General features: G+C 73.5%; 14 protein-coding genes. 9 read left to right on the top strand and 5 right to left on the bottom strand.

Annotation, left to right across the window (positions count from 1 at the left end; genetic code table 11):
* Positions 1-123 precede the first annotated feature (123 nt).
* The gene (locus tag ABD284_RS24670) at positions 124-1,335 is read right to left on the bottom strand and encodes an ABC transporter ATP-binding protein (RefSeq protein ID WP_344148485.1); all 1,212 of its coding nucleotides are present in this window, start codon (positions 1,333-1,335) and stop codon (positions 124-126) included.
* A gap of 836 nt (positions 1,336-2,171) precedes the next feature.
* On the opposite strand from ABD284_RS24670, the gene lnt reads away from it, so the two are divergent.
* From lnt to ABD284_RS24690, 4 genes are all read left to right on the top strand, one after another.
* Positions 2,172-3,794, top strand: coding sequence for an apolipoprotein N-acyltransferase (gene lnt, locus ABD284_RS24675; protein WP_386699703.1), 1,623 nt, complete (start codon positions 2,172-2,174; stop codon positions 3,792-3,794).
* 107 nt (positions 3,795-3,901) lie between these two features.
* The gene (locus ABD284_RS24680) at positions 3,902-4,396 is read left to right on the top strand and encodes an FxsA family protein (RefSeq protein ID WP_344148488.1); all 495 of its coding nucleotides are present in this window, start codon (positions 3,902-3,904) and stop codon (positions 4,394-4,396) included.
* Entirely contained in the window at positions 4,393-4,884 is a 492-nt protein-coding gene (locus ABD284_RS24685) for a hypothetical protein (RefSeq protein WP_344148491.1), read from the top strand. The genes ABD284_RS24680 and ABD284_RS24685 overlap by 4 nt, the downstream gene beginning before the upstream one ends.
* 118 nt (positions 4,885-5,002) lie before the next feature.
* Complete coding sequence (locus ABD284_RS24690) at positions 5,003-5,794, top strand: HAD-IIA family hydrolase (protein WP_344148596.1); 792 nt, start codon at positions 5,003-5,005, stop codon at positions 5,792-5,794.
* Between the two features lie 73 nt (positions 5,795-5,867).
* On the opposite strand, the gene ABD284_RS24695 is transcribed toward ABD284_RS24690, so the two are convergent.
* Positions 5,868-6,251, bottom strand: a complete 384-nt coding sequence (locus ABD284_RS24695; protein ID WP_344148494.1) for an RNA polymerase-binding protein RbpA — start codon at positions 6,249-6,251, stop codon at positions 5,868-5,870.
* Between the two features lie 646 nt (positions 6,252-6,897).
* Positions 6,898-7,302: a nitroreductase family deazaflavin-dependent oxidoreductase gene (locus tag ABD284_RS24700; RefSeq protein ID WP_344148497.1), complete on the bottom strand. Its 405-nt coding sequence runs from the start codon at positions 7,300-7,302 to the stop codon at positions 6,898-6,900.
* A 289-nt stretch (positions 7,303-7,591) separates the two neighbouring features.
* Between ABD284_RS24700 and ABD284_RS24705 the strand changes: the two genes are divergently transcribed.
* Positions 7,592-9,028 carry a S28 family serine protease gene (locus ABD284_RS24705; RefSeq protein WP_344148500.1) on the top strand — a complete coding sequence of 479 codons (1,437 nt, stop codon included), beginning with the start codon at positions 7,592-7,594 and terminating at the stop codon, positions 9,026-9,028.
* 85 nt (positions 9,029-9,113) lie between these two features.
* Here ABD284_RS24705 and ABD284_RS24710 read toward each other — a convergent pair whose 3' ends face one another.
* The gene (locus tag ABD284_RS24710; RefSeq protein ID WP_344148503.1) at positions 9,114-10,520 is read right to left on the bottom strand and encodes an MFS transporter; all 1,407 of its coding nucleotides are present in this window, start codon (positions 10,518-10,520) and stop codon (positions 9,114-9,116) included.
* Positions 10,521-10,556: 36 nt separating this feature from the next.
* Complete coding sequence (locus ABD284_RS24715; RefSeq protein WP_344148506.1) at positions 10,557-11,372, bottom strand: glycerophosphodiester phosphodiesterase family protein; 816 nt, start codon at positions 11,370-11,372, stop codon at positions 10,557-10,559.
* A 227-nt stretch (positions 11,373-11,599) separates the two neighbouring features.
* Here ABD284_RS24715 and ABD284_RS24720 point away from each other — a divergent pair, with 227 nt between their 5' ends.
* The 4 genes from ABD284_RS24720 (at position 11,600) to ABD284_RS24735 (ending at position 15,593) form a co-directional block, all read left to right on the top strand.
* The gene (locus tag ABD284_RS24720; protein WP_344148509.1) at positions 11,600-12,121 is read left to right on the top strand and encodes an Rv3235 family protein; all 522 of its coding nucleotides are present in this window, start codon (positions 11,600-11,602) and stop codon (positions 12,119-12,121) included.
* Positions 12,122-12,367: 246 nt separating this feature from the next.
* Positions 12,368-13,525 carry a Gfo/Idh/MocA family protein gene (locus ABD284_RS24725; RefSeq protein ID WP_344148512.1) on the top strand — a complete coding sequence of 386 codons (1,158 nt, stop codon included), beginning with the start codon at positions 12,368-12,370 and terminating at the stop codon, positions 13,523-13,525.
* Positions 13,522-14,688 (top strand): dihydrodipicolinate synthase family protein, encoded by a 1,167-nt coding sequence (locus ABD284_RS24730; RefSeq protein WP_344148515.1) that lies wholly within the window; start codon positions 13,522-13,524, stop codon positions 14,686-14,688. The genes ABD284_RS24725 and ABD284_RS24730 overlap by 4 nt, the downstream gene beginning before the upstream one ends.
* Complete coding sequence (locus tag ABD284_RS24735; protein WP_344148518.1) at positions 14,688-15,593, top strand: sugar phosphate isomerase/epimerase family protein; 906 nt, start codon at positions 14,688-14,690, stop codon at positions 15,591-15,593. The genes ABD284_RS24730 and ABD284_RS24735 overlap by 1 nt, the downstream gene beginning before the upstream one ends.
* Positions 15,594-15,650 lie beyond the last annotated feature (57 nt).

A 15,650-nucleotide genomic window follows, 5' to 3' on the forward strand; every position in this document is an offset into this window, starting at 1 on the left:
CTGGCCACCGAGGTCTCCGTGTAGACGGTCTGCTTGGTCGTTGATCCATCTACCGGAGACCTCGCTTATGCGCAGCCCCGACATGCCGGAGAAGCAGAACAAGCCGGGCTTCTTAAACAGGGCCTAGGCGGGCTGGCCGATGGCCAGGCCGCTGTCCTTGTCGAAGTAGTGCATCTGGGAGGTGTCGACCGCCAGGGTGATCGTCCCGCCGGGGCGCACCGAGCTGCGCGGGCTCACGCGGGCGGTGAACTGCGACTTGTCGCCGCTCAGCGGCAGCGCGGCCTCCTCGGCCTCGTCGCCGGCGGCGTCGGCGGCCAGAGCGGCGGCCTCCTCGTGGCGGACCGGAGGGGCGTTCACCGAGAAGATCACGTTGATCTCGGTGCCCAGCTCCTCGGTCACGTCGGCGACGGCCTCCATGGTGGCGTTGGTGCCGTTGCCGGCGATCGCGGCGTCCTCGTAGTCGGAGGGCCGGATGCCCAGGATGATCTGCTTGCCCATGTAGTCGCGCAGGCCGGGGCGGTCGTCGACGACGGCGCCGGGCACCGAGAGGGTCTGGTCGGCGAACTTCAGCAGCGCGCCCGAGCCGTCCTTCTGCAGTTCGGCGTTGACGAAGTTCATGGCGGGGGAGCCGATGAAGCCGGCGACGAACAGGTTGGCCGGGCGGTCGAACAGGTTCTTGGGGGTGTCGACCTGCTGGAGGCGGCCGTCGCGCAGCACCGCGACGCGGTCGCCCAGGGTCATGGCCTCGGTCTGGTCGTGGGTGACGTAGACCGTGGTCACGCCCAGGCGCTCGTGCAGCTGGTTCAGCGAGGCGCGCATCTGCACGCGCAGCTTGGCGTCGAGGTTGGACAGCGGCTCGTCCATCAGGAAGGCCTGCGGCTCGCGGACGATGGCGCGGCCCATGGCGACGCGCTGGCGCTGGCCGCCGGAGAGGGCGGCGGGGCGGCGCTTGAGGTAGGACTCCAGGCCGAGCATGGAGGCGGCCTCCTGCACGCGCTTCTGGATCTCCGGCTTGGGGATCTTGCGCAGCTTCAGGCCGAAGGCGAGGTTCTGCTCGACCGTCATGTGCGGGTAGAGCGCGTAGTTCTGGAAGACCATCGCGATGTCGCGGTCCTTGGGCGGGCGGTCGTTGACCACCTCGTCGCCGATGTAGAGGTCGCCGCCGGTGATCTCCTCCAGACCGGCGATCATCCGCAGGCCGGTGGACTTGCCGCAGCCCGAGGGGCCGACGAGCACCATGAACTCGCCGTCGTTGATTTCCAGGTTCAGGTTGTCGACGGCCTTGACTCCGCCGGAGTACACCTTGTCGACGCCGTCCAGGACGATCTTCGCCATGGGGTAACAGCTCCCGTGTCCGTTGCCCGCTCCGGATTCCGGGAGCGAGCTTCTCGCTGTGGTGATCGCTCTGTATCGATCTGTTGGCCAATATCGAACACCAGTGATGCCGATCTGTCGATAGTTCGCGCGATTTCGATCCGGTTGCGTCCAACATGTGAGACGGGGGTGGGTGGGGTGCCGGACGGCGGCGGGCGGGGTGAGGCGCGCGGCCCGGGCGCGGGTGCGGGGAGTCGGGAGGGCCGCCGCCCGCGCGCGCCGGTTTCCGCCCCGGTTTCCGGACGCCCGCGTGCGCGCCCCGCACCGGCGCCCACTCCCGCGCGTGCGGGAGGACGCGGGTGTGCCCGCACATGCGGCGTTCCGCGCATCGTCCCAGTACACAGCGTTGATCGAGGGCCTGTTCGGCGGTCCTCGCACCGACCGGGCGGACTGGCGTGCGGCCACCGGGTGCGTTAGCCTGGCGGCGGTTGCCCGGATCCGGTCGTTTCGCATCCTCCGCGTGCGTGAGCGGGCGGGACACCTCTCCCGACACGTCGGCGAAGCGTTGCGGCGCACGGCCCCGAGTCTGGGTAATCTACTGACCAGTCCAGCACTGGACGGACCGGTCGAGCGGTCCGGTCGTTGTCTTGCCGGACGTCGCACCACGCACCAGGTGCGGTCGGCGGCCTGATAAGGACCGGGGTTCCGCGACCGGGCGGGGGGTTGGACCCGGAGAAGGCCCGAACATCCAGTAGACAACGGTCTCCGCGCTCGCCGCCGACGAGACGGATCCGGTCCGAAGGGTGGTTTCGGGCCTTTTCCGCGTCCCCCCATTCACAGGTGAAAGCGAGCCAGGCGTGGTTACCGAGGACGCCCAGCACACGGGCGACAACGCACACGCCGCCACCGCGGCGGTTCGGCGGTCCCCTCGAAGCTCGCTGACCGGTCCCGCCCCGCGCGCCCTCGCGGCCGCGGCGGCGGGGCTGTGTCAACTCCTCGCCCTGCCGCCCTACGGGCTGTGGTGGCTCGGGCCCCTCGGCGCCGCCCTGCTCACCCTGGCCGTCATGGGCGCCCGCGCCCGCCGGGCCGCGTGGCTGGGCCTGGTCGCCGGCGCCGCGCTGATGGTGCCCCTGATCCGCTGGCAGGATGTCTTCGGGGTGGACGTCTGGCTGATCATCGCCGCCGCCGAGGCCGTCTACTTCGCGCCGATGGCGGTCGGCATCGCCTGGGTCGCCCGGCTTCCGGGGTGGCCCGTGTGGACCGCCGCCCTGTGGGTGCTGCAGGAGGCCGTGCGCGCCCGGTTCCCGCTGGGCGGGTTCCCCTGGGGCAAGCTCGCCTTCGCCCAGCCCGACACGCCCTTCTCCGGCTACGCCGCGCTGGGCTCCTCGCCGCTGACGACCTTCGCCGTGGCGCTCGTGGGCGCCCTGCTGCTGGCGGCCGCACTGCGTCTGGCGCGCCGGCCGAGGGCCCCGCTGGCCGCGACCGCGGGGCTGGCGGCCGGCGCCGTCGCGATCACCGCCGCCGGCTCGGCCCTGCCCGCGCTCACCGCGCCCGCCGTCGACCACACCGCCACCGTCGCCGTGGTGCAGGGCAACGTTCCGGGGGTCGGCCGGATGAGCGTCCTGGGCGAGCGCGCGCAGGTCCTGCGCAACCACGTCGATGCGGTGCACCGCCTGGCCGACCGGGTTCAGGCCGGCGAGGAGCCCCGGCCCGACCTGGTCGTGCTGCCGGAGAACGCCAGCGACATCGACGCCTACGCCGACCCGGCCGCCGCCGAGATGATCGGCGACGCCGCCCGCGACATCGGAGCTCCGCTGCTGTTCGGTATCACGCGGTACCGCTCGGGCGGCAGCGAACGCGAGGTGCGCAGCGTGGTCTGGGACCCCCAGGAGGGGCCGGTCGACCACTACACCAAGCGCTACCTGGTGCCCTTCGGCGAGTACATCCCCTACCGCGAGGTCTTCACCCGGTTCGTCGACCGCCTGAACCACGTCACCAGCGACGCCGTGCCCGGCACGGAACCGGGAGACCTGACCCTGGGCGGCACGACGCTGGCGACCGCGATCTGCTTCGACGTCGCCTTCGACCGGCCGGTGCGCGAATCGGTGGCCGAGGGAGGCCAGATCATCGCGGTCCCCACCAACAACGCCAACTACAACTTCACCGGCCAGTCCGAGCAGCAGTTGGCGATCACCCGCCTGCGCGCCGTCGAGCACGGGCGCCCGGCCGTCGTCGCCGCCACGAGCGGGATCAGCGCCGTGGTCACCGCCGGGGGAGAGGTGACCTACCGCTCGCCCGAGGCGCAGCCCGCGGTGCACGTGGCCGAAATGCAGGCCATGTCGGGGCTGACCCCGGCGACCCGCCTGGGCGCGCTGCCCGAGGCGGCCCTGTGCGCGCTGGCGGCCGGCGCCCTGGCCGCCGCCGGTGTCGCCGCCCGCCGCGCGAAACGCGCCCCGGACGGCGAAGCCTCCGCCGGCTAGCAGAGCCGCCCGTCCCCGAGGCGCATCACCGCGGCCCCGCAGGGAACGATGAGGGGCCGCGGGGCGTTGACCGATGAGGGAGCCCTGCCGAGCCGAGGATGGTACCCATGCCGCTGCTGATCGTCATCGCGCTGATGGCGCTGCCCTTCCTGGAGATCTGGCTGATGATCCTGGTCGGCCAGCAGATCGGCGTCGCCTGGACCATCGCGCTGCTGTTCGCGCTGAGCGCCGCCGGGGTCCTCGTGCTGCGCAGCGCCGGAACCAAGACCTTCCGCGAGGCCGATCAGGCGATGCGCACCGGCAAGCGCCCGGAGGGCGGGCTGCTGGACACGCTGATGCTGATGGTCGGCGGCATCCTGCTGCTCACCCCCGGATTCGTCACGGCCGTGCTGGGTGCCGTGATGGCGCTGCCCTTCACCCGGCCGGCGCTGCGCTGGGCGTTCACCGGCTGGGCCGAGCGCCGCATCAAGCGCATGCGCGACGCCGCCGAGGCCCAGTTCGTCGCCCAGGGCGGCCGTATCCCGCCCCAGCCCGGGCAGTCGGGCGAGCGCGCGCCCGGGGGCGGACGGATCGTCCCGGGCCGGATCGTCGAGGACGAGTGAGTCGAGCGGTCGGGACGGGAGGGCCGCCGGCGCTGTACGAACTGAGGGTCGGCGTGTTCGCCACCCCCGAGGGCGTCCGCGACTTCGTCCACCGGGCCCGCGCGCTGCTGGCCGGCCCCGCGGGCGCGGCGGCGCGGCGCTGGACCGTCTCGGTCGCCCAGGAGGCCGACCCGGCCTCGCCCTCGGGCGGCGACGACGCCTCGCTCACCGTGGCGGGCCTCTACGACGAGCTGCCGCAGCAGTGGGCCATCGAGCATCCCGGCCGCGACCCGCGCGGGCGCACCACCGCCCAGGTCCGGTTCGGCGTGGTCACCGAGGCCCCCGACGCGGTCCACGAGGCCCTCTGCGGACTGCTCTGCCCCGAGCCCCTCCACCCGGGGCCGTGCCCGGTCCCGTGGGCCGCCGACTCCCGGGCGTGCGACGACGAGCACGAGCGCGCCTACCTCGAAGGGGCCTACCGCCACCTGCTCGACGGAAGGAGCGCCTGAGTCCGGCGGCGGTAAGCCGGCGCCGGCTGCCCCTCCCGCGCAGCGCCGTACGGGACGGCCGCAGCCGGGGCGTGGCGATAGTGTGGCGGGCGTGAACGACAAGCCGTGGAACTACCTCATGGACATGGACGGGGTGCTGGTGCGCGAGGAGCACCTCATCCCCGGGGCCGACGTGTTCGTCTCCGAGCTGCGGGAGAACGGCATCGGCTTCATGGTCCTGACGAACAACTCCATCTACACGCCACGCGACCTGCGCGCCCGGCTCAAGCGCAGCGGACTGGACATCCCCGAGGAGTCGATCTGGACCTCCGCGCTGGCCACCGCGCGCTTCCTCAAGGAGCAGCGGCCGGGCGGATCGGCCTACGTGGTGGGGGAGTCGGGCCTGACCACCGCGCTGCACGGCATCGGCTACGTGCTCACCGACCGCGATCCCGACTACGTGGTGCTGGGCGAGACCCGCACCTACAGCTTCGAGGCGATCACCCGCGCCATCCGGCTGGTCGAGAGCGGCGCGCGGTTCATCGCCACCAACCCCGACGAGAAGGGCCCCAGCCGCGAGGGGTCGCTGCCGGCCACCGGCGCGGTCGCCGCGCTCATCGAGCGCGCGACCGGGCGCGCCCCCTACTACGTGGGCAAGCCCAATCCGCTGATGATGCGTTCGGCGCTGCGCGCGCTCGGCGCCCACTCGGAGAGCACCGTGATGATCGGCGACCGGATGGACACCGACGTGCGCTCCGGCCTGGAGGCGGGTCTGCAGACGCTGCTGGTGCTGTCGGGGATCTCCGGCCGCCAGACGGCCGAGCTGTTCCCCTACCGGCCGACGAAGGTGCTGGACTCGGTGGCCGACCTCGTGGGCCGCACCCGCGACCCCTTCGGCGAGCAGAGCGCCGAGGAGGCCCAGCACGTCTGAGTGCTCCCGGGGCGGGGAGCCCTGCGCATGCGAAGGGGCGGTCGGCCCTCCCGCCTCCGCCCCTCGCGCGTGCTCAGGCGCTGCGCCGCTCCTCGGCCATCGCCTGCATGTGCTCCTGCTCTTCCCGGCGCCGCGCCCGGAGCAGTTCCAGCCGCTCGTTGAGGACCTCCTCGAGGTCCTCCATGCTCCGGCGCTCCAGGAGCATGTCCCAGTGGGTGCGCGCGGGCTTGGCCTTCTTCTCCTGCGGCTCCCGGCCGTCGACCATCAGGGCGGTGTCGCCGCAGAAGCGGCACTCCCAGTTCGTGGGAACCTCGGCCTCGGTCGCGAAGGTAATGGAGAAGCGATGACCCCGAGGGCAGTCGTAGGTGACCTCTTGGCGCGGTGCCAGGTCGGTGTTGCGGTCGTTCTCGTAGCTCGTCGCCCCGAGTCGTGTGCCGCGAAGTGCTCGCTCGGCCATCGGTTGCGTGCCTCCAGGCGCTCTTGCGGTATACATGGGTTTAACACGTCGGTCCGTGTCAAGATTCCCCGCACATCGGTCATCCAACCGTGCGATAATGGCCGGTCGGCGATGACCGGGCCGCGCCGTACGGTAGTAGGCGCAGGACACAGCCGCGCAACGTTGCGCACACGGCGGGATCGCGCTCCACGTCCGCCGACGTCTTCTTGACACAATCTTTACCGCGCGCGCTTCACCCCGCGCGGCGGGTGCCGCGGCAGCACGGACGCCGCACCGCCGACTCACGGCGGAAACAATCCGCCCCGACCCTCGGATTCCCCGTGTCCGAGGAGATGCCGCCTACGGCCCTCACCGAAGCCGCTCCGTCGCACCGCGGCGGCCCTCCGAATCCGCCGCCCGCCCCCGTGCCGCTGCGCCTCCCAAGCCGCCCGCGCCGGCGATCCCGGCCTGGGCCGAAAGCTGCGCGCACGCTGGGGGTGGTCCCGGCGCCGGCGCGTGGGTGCTGCTGGACTACCGCGGCAACCCGGGATGCGCTGCGGGACCGCGACCGCCTCGCGGCGGCTCCGGCGCCCGGCTCCGACGGCTGGGCCGCGCTGCTGGAGCGCTGGAACCGCCCCTGACCGGCCGGCAGACGCGGGCGCCGGACTCAGCCGACCGGTTCCAGCAGGACGACCGGGATGTCGCGGTCGGTGCGCTCCTTGTACTCGTCGTACTGCGGCCACTCCTCGGCCATCCGCGGCCACAGCCGCGCCTTCTCGGCGGGGGCGGCGGTGCGCGCCCGGGCGCGGAAGCGGTCGGCCTTGACCTGCACCTCCACCTCAGGGGAGGCTCGCAGGTTCTTGTACCACTGCGGGTGGTCGGGCGCGCCGCCGTTGGAGGCGACGACCACGTAGGCCCCGCCGTCGGTGCGGTAGATCAGCGGCGTGCTGCGCTGGAGACCGGACGTGCGCCCGGTCGTCGTCAGGATGAGCGTGGTGGTGCCCTGCCACTCGTGGCCCTCTTCGCCGCCGGTCGCCCGGTAGCGCTCGACGTGCTCCCTGCCGAACAGCAATCGTGCCTCCCCTCGCCCGCCGCCGCACCCGGCGGCGCCGTATGCGTCGCGGACCCTCCTTCGCGCGCGCCGCCGCGCTCGCCGTCACCGATTCCGGCGGGCTCGTCTTCGGCGGCCGCAGCAGCCTACCCACCTGCGGCGACGGTCTCACTCCGGCGCACCGCGCCCGATCGACGCGGTGTAGCGCCTTGACTGCGCCCGCGGCACACCCAATGATCGGTCAGTCGGCATCCGACCCGCCCCGCGCTCACCCCCGCCGGGGCGGAGACCCATCGAGGAGGTTGAACGGGTGATCCCCCGCACACCACATTCGGCGGTGTCCTGGCGCGCCGCCGCCGGAGCGCTGCTGACCGCGACCGCTCTGCTGTTCACCGCGGCGCCGGCGAGCGCCGACCCCGCACCCACCGACATCGCCGACCGGCTCGACGCCGTGCCGGGCCTGCGCATCATCGAGGAGACCGAGACCGAGCCGGGCTTCCGCTACTTCGTCCTGGGCTACGAGCAGCCCGCCGACCACGGCGACGCCGACGGCCAGACCTTCGAGCAGCGGCTGACCCTGCTGCACCGCGGGTTCGACCGGCCGACCGTGCTGCACACCAGCGGGTACAACGTCAGCGTCGGCGCCTTCCGCAGCGAACCCGCGCGCATCCTCGACGCCAACCAGATCTCCACCGAGCAGCGGTTCTTCGAGCCCTCCCGGCCCGACCCGGCCGACTGGGAGGACCTGGACATCCGCCAGGCCGCCGCCGACCACCACCGCCTGGTGGAGGCGCTCAACGACGTCTACCGGCAGGAGTGGATCTCCACCGGCGCCTCCAAGGGAGGCATGACCTCGGTCTACCACCGCCGCTTCTACCCCGACGACATCGACGGCACGGTGGCCTACGTCGCACCCAACGACGTCATCGACCGCGAGGACCACGCCTACCGGAGGTTCTTCCGCACCGTGGGCGACGACCCGCAGTGCCAGGACGACCTGGAGGACCTCCAGCACGAGGCCCTGGAGCGGCGCGGCGAGCTCGTCGACCACTACACGGCCCTGGCGCAGAAGAACGACTGGACCTTCGACCGCACGCTCGGCAGCGCCGACCGCGCGTTCGAGATCCTGGTGCTGGACACCGCCTGGGCGTTCTGGCAGTACCAGCCCCACCCCGAGGCCTGCGCCGACATCCCCGCGCCCGACGCCTCCACCGACGAGATCGCGGCCTTCCTCGACGAGGTCGCCGGGTTCTCGTTCTACACCGACCAGGGCACCATGCCCTACATCCCCTACTACTTCCAGGCCGCAACCCAGCTGGGTACGCCCAGTGTGCCCACGGGCCACCTCGACGGCCTGCTGCGCTACCCGGGGCTGTTCCAGGCGCGCAGCTACCTGCCCGACGAGATGGACGTGCCGCGCTTCGACCACTGGGCCATGCCCGACGTGGACCACTGGGTGAGCCACCGCTCCGAGCGGATGCTCTTCGTCGACGGCGAGTACGACCCCTGGGGGGCCGAGCACTTCCGGGCCGGCAGCGCCAGGCGCGACACCATGCGCTTCGTCGCTCCCGGCGCCAACCACGGCGCCGACATCGCCGCGCTGACCGACGCGGACCGCGCGAAGGCCACGGAGGCGCTGAAGCGATGGGCCGGCGTGGGCGACGAGGCCGCCGCCATGGCCGACCGGGTCCCCGAGCTGGACAACGCGGGCGAGCGCCGCGCGAAGATCGAGCGCGGGTTCCGCTAGGCCGCCGCGCGGCCGTCCGCGGCCGTGCGCACCGGGCGGGCGGGGGCACCGTCACCCCGCCCGCCCGGGCCCGGGCGAACGGGCCTCAGATGCGTTCGGGCACGGTGTTGCCCGCCTCGCGGATGCCCCGCGAGACCCCGAGGAAGGCCAGCACCACGAAACCGAGGACGAAGAACACCACCAGCGACAGGATCGCCAGCCGGTAGTCGCCTCCCGTGGCGTCCAGCGCGATCCCCAGCGCGAGCGACCCCAGGAACGCCGAGCCCTTGTCGCTGATCTCGTAGAGCCCGTAGTACTCGGCCTCCTTGCCGCGCGGAATCAGGTGCGAGAACAGCGACCGCGAGAGCGCCTGGGTACCGCCCAGCACGATGGCGATGAAGAACGCCAGGGCGAAGAACTGCACCGCCGATCCCTCGCTCAGCAGCGGCGCCACGGCCACCACGCCCGTCCACACCACCAGGCTGCCCAGGATCGTGCGCTTGGTGCCCAGCCGGCGCCCGATCGCGCCCACCACCAGCGCGCCGCCGAAGGCCACGAACTGCACCATCAGAATGGCGCCGATCTGCACGTCCTGGCCCAGGCCCAGGGCCTGGTCGGCGAAGGTCGCCGAGAAGGCGATCACGGTCTGGATGCCGTCGTTGAACAGGATGTAGGCCACCAGGAAGACCAGCGTCCTGGGGTAGGCGCGCAGGCTGCGCACGGTGTACCAGAGCTGACCGAAGCTGCTCGCGACCGCCCGCACGCCGCTCGCCCGGCCCGGCTCGGCGGGCCGCGTGCCCGTCAGCACGGTGCCGCGGTGGCGGTTGCGCAGCCGGGTCAGCGGGATGATCGTGAACACCGCCCACCACACGCCCGCCGAGGCCATGGCGATCCGCACCGCGTGGCCCTGCTCCAGGCCGAGGGCGCCGTGGAACAGGTAGAGCACCAGGTGCAGGCTCAGCAGCAGCGCGCCGCCGAGGTAGCCCATCGCCCAGCCGCGCGAGGAGACGGTGTCGCGCTCGTCGGGCTCGGCCAGGTCGGGCAGGAACGAGTTGTAGACCACGACCGAGGCGCCGAGGGTGAGGTTGGCCAGCACGAACAGCCCGGCGCCCAGCATGTAGGCGGAGCCGTCGACGAAGTACAGCCCCATGGTGGCGAAGGCGCCGATGTAGGCCAGCAGGCCCATCAGCTCGCGCTTGCGGCCGGTGTAGTCGGCGATCGCGCCGATCGCCGGCAGCGCGACCAGCTGCAGCAGCACCGAGGCCGACGTGGCGTAGGGATAGAGCGCCGTGGGGTCGATCGCCAGGCCCAGCACGCCGATCCGGCCGCCGGGGCCCGCGGCCTCCTGGGCCAGCGCGGTCAGGTAGGGGCCGAAGAAGACCGAGATCACCGAGGTGAAGAAGACCGAGTTCGCCCAGTCGTAGAAGTACCAGGCGCGGCGTTCGCGGCGGAGTTCGGCGGGGTCGGCCGCGGGCGCGCCGGACGGCGGCGGGGCCGGGGGAGTGGTGGCCATGGAGGGTCCTCTTCGACAGGGGAGGAGTTGCGGCGGCTACCGGTCGCCGACCGGGCCGCCCGGCGGATCGTGCCAGGCCCCGCGCTCCATCAGCACGCGCCGCAGGCCCTCGGTGTTGTCGGTGACGATCCCGTCGACACCGGCGTCCAGCAGCCGCCGCATCAGGGCGGTGTCGTTGATCGTCCACACGTGCACCTGCATGCCGAGCCGGTGGGCGGTGGCGATCACGTCGCGGCTGACCAGCGGTACGGGCCCGTGGCTCAGCGGGATCTGCGCGCAGGCGGGGGCGCGCGGAGCCAGCGGCCGCAGCAGCGGTGACATAGACGCCGCCCGCAGCCGCGCCACGTCCGCCGGACCGCACGAGGTGGCGACCGGCCGGTCGAACCGCCTGCGGGCGCGGTCCAGCCGCCGCTGGTCGAAGGACCCCACGCACACCCGGTCCCAGGCGCCGGTCCGGCGCAGCGCCCGCGCCAGGGGCTCGACCGCCTCGTCGCCCTTGACGTCGATGTTCAGGCGCACGTGCGGCCAGGATCCGAGCAGGTCCTCCAGCAGCGGAATGGGCTCGCGCCCGGCGACGCGCGCCCGCGACACCTCGGCGTAGTCCAGGTCGGCGATGCGCCCGGCGCGGTCGGTCGCGCGGTCCAGGGTGGGGTCGTGGAAGGCCAGCAGCACGCCGTCGGCCGTGGCGTGCACGTCGGTCTCCAGGTACCGGTAGCCCAGGTCGACGGCGTACTGGAAGGCGACGGCGGTGTTCTCCAGCGTGGCGTCGACCGCGCCCGACTCGTCCTTGCGCCAGCCGCCGCGGTGGGCGAGCGCGATGGGGACGGGCGTGTCGAGGTACCGGTGAGTCACATGGAGCAGTATGCCCGTATCCGGGGTGCCGGGGCACGCCGGAGGGATCACCGGGAGCGGGTGGGCGATTCCGGTGCCGTGCGCGCCGGGCGCAGAAACCCGGCATTCCAGGTGGCATCGGAACCGGTCGGCGCGCTCTGAGGAAGAGGCGGACGGCGACGTCCGCTCCAGCGCCGCGGGCCGACCCGCCCGCGGACGGCCGCACTCGCCTCGGAAGGGACTCGTCCTTGGCAGGTCAGCAGCTCGACACCGCCCCCTCCCCGACCCGCTTCTCGGCCCCCTCGTCCACGCACACCCCGACCCGACCCGCCACCGGCCCGGCCGCCGGTCCCCGGGTTCCGGCCCGCCGCGGCACGCGCGCCCGCGCGCGGCCGCGCTCCCACCGCGGCCCGGCACGGCCGGGTGCCCTGACCTATCCGCACCGCCGCAGCCCGCGGCAGCTCTCGCGCTTCGCCCAGATCCTGGCCGAGGTGCTGGCGGGCGAGCGCCCGGTCGGCCAGGTGCGGCCGCTGCTCGGGCGGCGCGCCTACGAGCTGCTGCAGCGCCGCGCCGGGGGCTATGCCTGCGCGCGCAGCCCCCGCGTGCGCAGGGCCGTGCTGAGCGCGCCCGCGCCCGACGCCGTCGAGATCAGCGCGGTGGTCGACTGCGGCGACCGGTGCCGTGTGTTCGCCCTGCGCGTGGCCTACGCCCAGCACGCCTGGCTGTGCACGCACATCGAGACCGACCTCTGCCGGTCCCCGGTGCGCTGAGCGGCGGGGCGCCCGCGATCGGCACGGATTCGCGGGCGCCCCGCGCCAACCGCCGGTAAGCGCCTTCCCGTAAGCTTCGGCAGGTCAAAAGCCCGATTATCGGGGCAGGATCGGCGCATCCCCGGCCGCGCCGGTGCCGCGGCCGACGGAGAGCGGCCGGGAAAGGGCGTGAACGCTGCTCTGGCGTAGGAAAGCAGGTTAAAGTACCTTGGAAAGCGCTTTCTGAACCGAGTGATAGGACGACGCATGCAAGATCGGGTGCTGGCCGTCGCCATGAACGGCGTCACCGGCCGCATGGGCTACCGGCAGCATTTGACGCGGTCGGTGCTGGCGATCAGGAAGGCCGGCGGGGTCGAGCTGCCCGACGGCTCGCGGGTCGTGCCCGAGCCCGTCCTCGTGGGCAGGTCCGCGGACAAGCTCCGGCGCATCGCCGAGGAGCACGGCATCGAGCGGTGGAGCACCGACCTCGACTCCGTGCTCTCCGACCCCGGGATCGAGGTCTACTTCGACGCCCAGATCACCAGCGCGCGCGAGGAGGCGCTGCGCTCGGCGATCTCGGCGGGCAAGCACATCTACACCGAGAAACCCACGGCTTCCACCCTCAGTGCCGCGCTGGAGCTGGCCAAGCTCGCCCGCGACGCCGGCGTGCGCAACGGCGTCGTGCAGGACAAGCTGTTCCTGCCCGGCCTGCTCAAGCTGCGCCGGCTGCTCGACAGCGGCTTCTTCGGGCGCGTGCTGTCCATCCGCGGCGAGTTCGGATACTGGGTCTTCGAGGGCGGCTGGCAGGAGCCCCAGCGGCCCAGCTGGAACTACCGCGCCGAGGACGGCGGCGGGATCGTGCTGGACATGTTCCCGCACTGGCACTACATCCTGGAGCAGCTCTTCGCCCCGGTCCGCGCGGTCACCGCCACCACGGCCACCCACATCGCCCGCCGCTGGGCCGAGGACGGCAGTCCCTACGCCGCCACCGCCGAGGACGCCGCCTACGCCGTCTTCGAGCTGGAGGGCGGTATCACCGCCCAGATCAACTCCTCCTGGTGCGTGCGGGTCGACCGCGACGAGCTGGTGGAGTTCCAGGTCGACGGCACCGAGGGCAGCGCCGTCGCGGGGCTGCGCGACTGCCGCATCCAGCACCGCGTCGCCACGCCCCGCGCCGTCTGGGACCCCGACGCCCCCGTCGACCAGGGCGGCTACCGCGACCAGTGGGAGCGCGTCCCCGACAACGCCGAGTTCGACAACGGCTTCCGCACCCAGTGGGAGCAGTTCATCTCCCACGTGTGCGCCGGCACCCGCTTCCCCTTCGACCTGCTCTCGGGGGCGCGCGGGCTGCAGCTGGCCGAGGCGGGGCTGCGCTCCGCCGCCTCGGGCAACCGGGTCGAGCTGGAGGAGGTGGAGCTGCCGTGACCGGCCCGCCCCTGCGGCTGCCGGGTGCCGACGGCCGGCTGCACGACTTCACGCCCCGCGGCGCCGTCCCCGCACCCGCCGGCGCCGCACCGCCCCGCTCGCGGACCGCCTACGCCGCGGCCCACGTCGTCGCCGACCCTGTGGCGGGAAACGCCATCGGCGCACCCGCCCGCCTGGACTGGGACGCCACCCTCGGCTTCCGGCACCGCCTGTGGGACCTGGGCCTGGGCGTCGCCGACGCCATGGACACCGCGCAGCGCGGCATGGGCCTGGACTGGCCCGCCACCGCCGAGCTGATCCGGCGCAGCGCCGCCGAGGCGGCCGGCCGCGGCGCCCTGCTGTGCTGCGGCGCGGGCACCGACCACCTCGGACCCGGCGCGAGCACCACCCTGGAGGAGGTCGAGGCCGCCTACACCGAGCAGCTGGAGACCGTCGAGGGCGCCGGCGCCACCCCCGTGCTGATGGCCAGCCGCCACCTCGCGGCCTGCGCCCGCGGGCCGGACGACTACGCCAAGGTCTACGGCCGGCTGCTGGAGCAGGTGCGCGGACCCGTGATCCTGCACTGGCTGGGCACCGCCTTCGACCCCGCCCTGGTCGGCTACTGGGGGCACGGCGACCCGGCCGAGGCGATCGACACGGTGGCCGGCATCATCGCCGACCACGCCGCGCGCGTCGACGGCATCAAGGTGTCGCTGCTGGACGCCGACCTGGAGGTGCGGCTGCGCGGGCGCCTGCCCGCGGGCGTGCGGCTCTACACCGGCGACGACTTCAACTACCCCGAGCTGATCGAGGGCGGCGCCGAGGGCCACTCCCACGCCCTGCTGGGCATCTTCGCGGCCATCGCACCGGCCGCGGCGGCGGCGCTGCGCGCGCTCGACGACGCCGACACCGACGGTTTCCGGGCGGCCCTGGAGCCCACCGTCCCGCTGGCCCGCCACATCTTCGCGGCGCCCACGTTCTACTACAAGACCGGGATCGCGTTCCTGAGCTGGCTCAACGGCCACCAGCCCGGATTCACGATGGTCGGCGGCCTGCACAGCGCCCGCGACCTGGTGCACCTGTCGAAGGCGCTGCGCCTGGCCGACGCCGCCGGGGTCCTCACCGACCCCGACCTGGCCGCCGCCCGGATGCGGTCCCTGCTGGAGATCTCGGGGGTGCGGTGATGGCGACCGGAGCACACAGCGGCCACGCACCGCCGACCGCGTTCGACGTCCCCTCCGGAGCGCCCGCGGGGGCCGCTCCGGACCCCGGCGACCCGCGGCTGGCCCGGCTCTCGCTCAACCAGCGGACCGTCGACCGGTGCAGCCTGCCCGAGGCCGTCGAGGCCTGCCTGCGCGCCGGCATCGGCGCCATCGGGCTCTGGCGCGAGCCCGCCGCGGCGACCGGCATCGCCGCCTCGGCCCGGCTCGTGCGCGAGGCGGGGCTGCGCGTGTCCTCCTACTGCCGCGGCGGGTTCCTCACCGGCCACGACCGCGCCGCGGCGATGGAGGACAACCGCCGCGCGATCGACGAGGCCGCCGAGCTGGGCGCGCCCTGCCTGGTGATGGTGGTCGGCGGCCTGCCCGAGGGCGACCGCGACCTCGTCGGTGCCCGCGAGCGCATGGCCGACGCGATCGCCGAGCTCGCGCCCTATGCCGCCGAGCGCGGCGTCTGCCTGGCGCTGGAGGCGCTGCACCCGATGTTCTGCGCCGACCGGGCGGTGCTGTCGACCCTGGGCCAGGCGCTCGACATCGCCGAGCGCTTCCCCGTGGGCGAGGTCGGGGTCGTGGTGGACACCTACCACGTGTGGTGGGACCCCCGCGTCTACCAGGACATCGCCCGGGCCGCGGAGCGCATCGCGAGCTTCCAGGTCTGCGACTGGGTGCTGCCGCTGCCCGCCGACCCGCTGCTGGGCCGGGGCATGGTGGGCGACGGGCACGCCGACATCCCGGCCCTGCGCCGGGCCGTGGACGCCGCGGGCTACACCGGCGACATCGAGGTGGAGATCTTCAACGCCGACGTGTGGGCCGCCGACCCCGACGCCGTGCTGGCCACCCTGGCCCGCCGGCACGTCCGCTACCTGGCCTGAGCGGACCCCCGAGCCCTGCGCGGGCGGACGAACCGGCCCTGAGTCCGCCCGCGCAGG

This window comes from Streptomonospora arabica (assembly GCF_039531585.1).
GTDB lineage: Bacteria > Actinomycetota > Actinomycetes > Streptosporangiales > Streptosporangiaceae > Streptomonospora > Streptomonospora halophila.